The 5376-nt window shown below is 27.9% G+C and carries 5 protein-coding genes; 2 read left to right on the forward strand and 3 right to left on the reverse strand.

Translation table 11 applies throughout. The features are described from left to right. Positions 1-10 precede the first annotated feature (10 nt). Both pta and JG677_RS06800 read left to right on the forward strand, forming a co-directional pair. Positions 11-1492 carry a phosphate acetyltransferase gene (gene pta, locus JG677_RS06795; protein WP_200285892.1) on the forward strand — a complete coding sequence of 494 codons (1482 nt, stop codon included), beginning with the start codon at positions 11-13 and terminating at the stop codon, positions 1490-1492. Positions 1493-1509: 17 nt separating this feature from the next. After that, positions 1510-2697, forward strand: coding sequence for an acetate kinase (locus tag JG677_RS06800; protein WP_200217281.1), 1188 nt, complete (start codon positions 1510-1512; stop codon positions 2695-2697). A 17-nt stretch (positions 2698-2714) separates the two neighbouring features. Here JG677_RS06800 and JG677_RS06805 read toward each other — a convergent pair whose 3' ends face one another. The 3 genes from JG677_RS06805 to JG677_RS06815 form a co-directional block, all read right to left on the reverse strand. Then, entirely contained in the window at positions 2715-3587 is an 873-nt protein-coding gene (locus JG677_RS06805; RefSeq protein WP_200285886.1) for an N-carbamoylputrescine amidohydrolase, read from the reverse strand. Beyond that, on the reverse strand, positions 3547-4467 hold the full coding sequence (locus tag JG677_RS06810) for a cation diffusion facilitator family transporter (protein WP_200285888.1): 921 nt from the start codon (positions 4465-4467) through the stop codon (positions 3547-3549). Before JG677_RS06810 ends, JG677_RS06805 begins: the two co-directional genes overlap by 41 nt. After that, a partial coding sequence (locus JG677_RS06815; RefSeq protein ID WP_200285890.1) for an agmatine deiminase family protein occupies positions 4464-5376 on the reverse strand: 913 nt, incomplete at its 5' end. The genes JG677_RS06815 and JG677_RS06810, both read right to left, overlap by 4 nt.

Raw genomic sequence — 5376 nt, forward strand, 5'->3', positions numbered from 1 at the left:
GGAGAAAAATATGAATGGAATTTATATTATTAGATCAAACAACAAAGAACTAAATTCTAAAATTCTTACAAAAGTGTTAGAAAAATACTCTAATAAAAAAATAGGACTTTTTTATCCTGTTATCAATGAAAATGAAATAAACGACATACAAATTTTAATGCAAAAATTCAATATACAACAAGAATTAAATCGCACTTATGTTTTTAAATCATCAGAAGCTATAAAGCAATTTAATGATGATGAATTTATCTTCTTTAATACTATTTTAGATAAATATGAAACATTAAAAAATAAATATGACATAGTTTTTGCAATAGCTTTTAATGAATTTGACATTTTAGATACTTTAGATTTAAATATAAATTTAGCTAAAAATCTTAATACTCCTATTGCAGTGATTACACAAAATAATATACTTGCAAAAAAATATTTAGATCAAGCATTAAAAAATAAAAATTATGCACTTATAAGTGAAAATTCTACTTTAAATGAACTTGATGCTTTAAAAGATTATGATTTTTTAACCCCTTATCGTTTTAAATATGAATTAATTAAAAAAAATATTAAAAATAAAAAAACTATTGTTTTACCAGAAAGTGATGATAAAAGAATTTTACAAGCGTGTGAAATTTTAATAAAAAATGATTTAGCTAATATTATTTTATTAGGTGATGAAGAGCAAATTAAAAAAGAGGCTAATTTTGATACTAGCAAAATTCAAATTCTAAATCCTAAAAATTCTATTTTTAATGAAGAATTTGCCACTATGCTTTATGAAGCAAGAAAAGCTAAAGGTATGAGCTTAGAAGAGGCTAAAGAATTAATCAAAGATAGGACTTATTTTGGCACTTTACTTGTTCATAGCCAAAAGGCTGATGCAATGGTAAGTGGAGCTTCTACAACCACAGCTGAAACTATACGCCCTGCTTTGCAAATCATTAAAACAAAAGAAGGAATTACTTCAGTTTCTGGCATATTTTTTATGGGGCTTAAAGATGAAGTTTTAGCTTTTGCAGATTGCGCTGTAAATCCAAATCCTACTCCTCAAGAACTAGCGCAAAGTGCTTATGTTAGTGCTTTAAGTGCTAAAGCATTTGGATTAGATCCAAAGATTGCTTTTCTTTCTTATTCAAGTGGAGATAGTGGAAAAGGAGTAAGCGTTGATTTAGTTAAAGAAGCTGTAAAAATTGCTAAAGAACAATATCCTGATTTAGCTATTGAAGGTCCTATACAATTTGATGCAGCATATGATCTTAGTACAGCAAAAAGTAAAATGCCTCATTCAAAAATAGCAGGATATGCTAATGTTTTTATCTTTCCTGACTTAAATGCTGCAAATATATGTTACAAAGCAGTTCAAAGAACTGCCAATGCTTTAGCTATAGGTCCTCTTTTACAAGGTCTTAAAAAACCAGTTAATGACTTAAGTAGAGGTTGCTTGGTTGATGATATTGTAGATACAGTAATCTTAAGTGCAGTTCAAGCACAATAACAATAAAAGGAGAAAAAATGAAAATTTTAGTATTAAATTCGGGTTCATCTTCTATCAAATTTAAACTTTTTGATAATGAAGTTGTAAAAGCTAGTGGATTGATAGAAAAAATAGGAGAAAATGGCTCAAGAGTTGAGTTAAAAAACACTTTAACGGGTGAAGAATTTGAAAAAAAGGTAAATATTAAAAATCACGAAGAAGGTTTAAAAATCACAAATGAACTTTTCAAAGAATCTGGAATTTTAACCGATCTTAGTGAGCTTGATGGTTGTGGTCATAGAATTGTTCATGGAGGAAAAGAACTTAGCGAACATTGTTTAATTGATGATAAGGTTTTAGAACAAATTGATAAAGTTAGTATTTTTGCACCTTTACATAATCCTGCAAATTTAGCAGGGATTAAAACAATGATTAAAGCTGCGCCAAATGTTAAAAATGTAGCTGTTTTTGATACAGCTTTTCATTCACAAATGCCAGAATTTGCTTCAATGTATGCCCTGCCTTATGAATATTATGAAAAATATAATATTAAAAAATATGGTTTCCATGGAACATCTCACGCTTATGTGAGTAAGAAAGCTGCTTTATTTTTAAATAAAGATTACAATAATTTCAATGCAATTAGTGCGCATCTTGGAAATGGCGCAAGTGTTTGTGCAATAGAAAATGGAAAAAGCGTAGATACTTCTATGGGCTTTACTCCTTTAGAAGGTCTTATTATGGGAACAAGATGTGGGGATATTGATGCTGCTATTTTACCTTTTATAGCACAAACTCAAAATCTTAGCATGCAAGAAATTGATACTTTAGTTAATAAAAAAAGTGGTGTTTATGGAATTTGTGGATTTAATGATTTTAGAGATATAGAAAATCAAATTGAAAAAGGTGATAAAAAAGCCAAACTCGCTCTTGATATGTTTTGCTATCGTCTTGTTAAATATATAGGCTCTTATTTAGCAGTATTGCCAAGAACAGATGCTTTAATTTTTACAGGCGGTATTGGAGAAAATGGAAATTTAGTAAGAAAACTTGTTTGTCAAAAACTTTTACATTTAGGATTTGAGCTTGATGAAAAATTAAATGATGAAAGATCAAAAAAAGAAAGAGAAATTAACAAAAGCTCTTCTAAAATTAAAATCCTTGTTGTTCCTACTGATGAAGAATTAGAAATAACAAAAATTACCCAAAAACTTATAGCTAAGTAAAACCTTTAAGGTTTTACTTAATCAATAAATCTTTTATTTAATTCGTTAAAATATTCTATACGTCTATCCCTTAAAAAAGGCCACCAACGACGCACATTTTCGCTTCTTTTTTGATCAATTTCTACAACTTTATATAATTCACTTGTATCATCAGCTCTAAAAAGTTCCTCTCCTTGAGGTCCTACTATAAAAGAATTTCCCCAAAAATTTATACCTTCTTCTACCCCACTCTTATCTTTTTCAAAACCAACACGATTGATACTAACAACATATAAACCATTTGCGATAGCGTGTCCTTTTTGAATGCCTATCCAAGCATCAAGTTGTCTTTGTTTTTCTTCTATGCTATCTTTATTAAACCAACCTATAGCTGTTGGATAAATAAGAATTTGAGCTCCTTTTAAAGCCATTAACCTTGCTGCCTCTGGATACCATTGATCCCAACAAATTAATACTCCTAATTTTCCAATACTTGTATTAATAGGCTCAAACCCTAAATCTCCTGGGGTAAAATAAAATTTCTCATAAAAACAAGGATCATCTGGAATATGCATTTTTCTATATTTTCCAGCTATACTTCCATCTTTTTCAAAAACTACGGCTGTATTATGATAAAGTCCAGCACTACGCTTTTCAAATAAAGAGGTAATTAAAACTATATTATTTTCTTTAGCTACTTTAGACCAAAATTCAAGATCTTTTTCATAGTCATTAGCTAAATCAAAAAAATCAACATTTTCGCTTTGGCAAAAATACTCACTTTGATGAAGCTCACAAAGACAAACAAGCTCAGCTCCTTCCTCGGCACTTTTTTTTATAAGCTCGCAAGTATTTTCAATGGTAGCTTGCTTATTTTGGTGAAATTTTTGCTGTATTAAAGCTATTTTCATTTGTTTCCTCCTGCTCTTGATCATCATAAGGATCAAGATGAATTTGAATATCCCATTTTTCATCATTAAAAGCTTTTCTAATACTCATTTCAATTTCATCTGAAATCTTATGCGCATTATATAAAGAAATTATAGGACAAAAAACTAGATGAACACTAAGATAATTCATATTTGGACTTTTTCGAGTTTTTAAATGATGAAAACTTATAATTTCTTTATTTTTTTTAATCAACTCTCGAATTTTTTCAACTTTATTTTCTTCTAGTGCTACATCCATCAATAAACTTATACTTTTTTTTATAATCTTAAAAGCACTAAAAGCTATATAAAAACTTGCAATTATACCAAACAGAGCATCTATAATAAAATAGCCCGTTAAAGAAATTAAAACAAGAGCTAAAAGTGTTGCAAAATTAGTTAAAAGATCACTTTTATAATGCAAACAATCACTCTCTACGATTAAACTTTTTGTTTTTTTAGCTACATAACTTAAAAAAATAACTAAACAAAGAGTTAAAATCAAAGAAAAAATCATTATAAAAATACCGATATTAATATCTTGAATTTTCTCTTGATAATAAATCTTTAAAATACTTTGATAAAAAATAAAAATGCCAATTCCAACTATAAAACAACCTTCAATAAATCCCATAATAGCTTCAATTTTTCCATAACCAAAATTATAGTTTTCATTTGGCTTTTGAGCTGATTTACGTATGGCCAGAAAATTAAAAGCTGAAATAACAAAATCCACCATAGAGTCAATAGCACTAGAAAGGATAGCTATGGAGCCACTCATTAAACCAACAATCAATTTACATAAAGCAAGAAAAAAAGCACAAGAACTTGCAATAATAGTTGCTTTTTTTTGTAAATTCATTTTAAATTCTTAAAATAATTTTGACAAGAACAATGCAAAGAACCATTTTGTCTTAAAAATACTCTTGCATCAACTCCTATAATCTTTCTATTGGGCAATGCTTTGGCTAATCTTTTGGCAACAATTTCATCGTTTTCATCTTTATAAAAAGGCATAATTAAAGCATTATTAATGAAAACAAAATTTGCATAAGTAGCACCGAGTCTTTTTCCTTCATAAAACAAAGGCTTAGGTAAAGGAAGTTCTAAAAGATGAAATCCTGTTTTTAAAAGCTCTTCTTTCATTTTTTTTAAAGGTTCATAATGAATATCTTTTTTATCTTCGCAAGTACAAAAAGCTATGGTATTTTCATCAATAAAACGTGCTAAGGTATCGATATGATGATCTGTATCATCGCCTTGTATAAATCCATTTTCAAGCCATATAATTTTTTCAAGTCCAAAAACATTTTTTAATTTTTTATCTAATTCTTGTTTATTAAGATGTGAATTTCTATTTGAATTTAAAAGACAATTTGAAGTAGTAAGCATTACACCTTTTCCATTAAAATCAATACTTCCTCCTTCTAAGATTAAATCAATTTTTTCTAATTTCTCTTTAAATTTTCTTAAAAAAAGCTCTGTATTGACTTTATTATCCAAATTACTTTGAAATTTATTACCCCAAGCATTGAAAGTAAAATCTAAAGCTTTTAGCTTATTCTCTTCTAAAATCGCAATGGGTCCATAATCTCTTATCCAAGTATCATTAGTATCACAAATAAAAAATTCAACGTTATTAAATGATAAATAAGGAATAAAATCTTCTTTAGAAGGAGCAATCAATAATACTTTTTGAAAAGGAATAATTGCTTTTATAAATTCTTTATAACTTTTAAGAATATCATTTAAATAAGGCTTCCAATCTGTA

It is taken from the genome of Campylobacter sp. TTU-622, assembly GCF_016598965.1.
Taxonomy (GTDB): Bacteria; Campylobacterota; Campylobacteria; order Campylobacterales; family Campylobacteraceae; genus Campylobacter_D.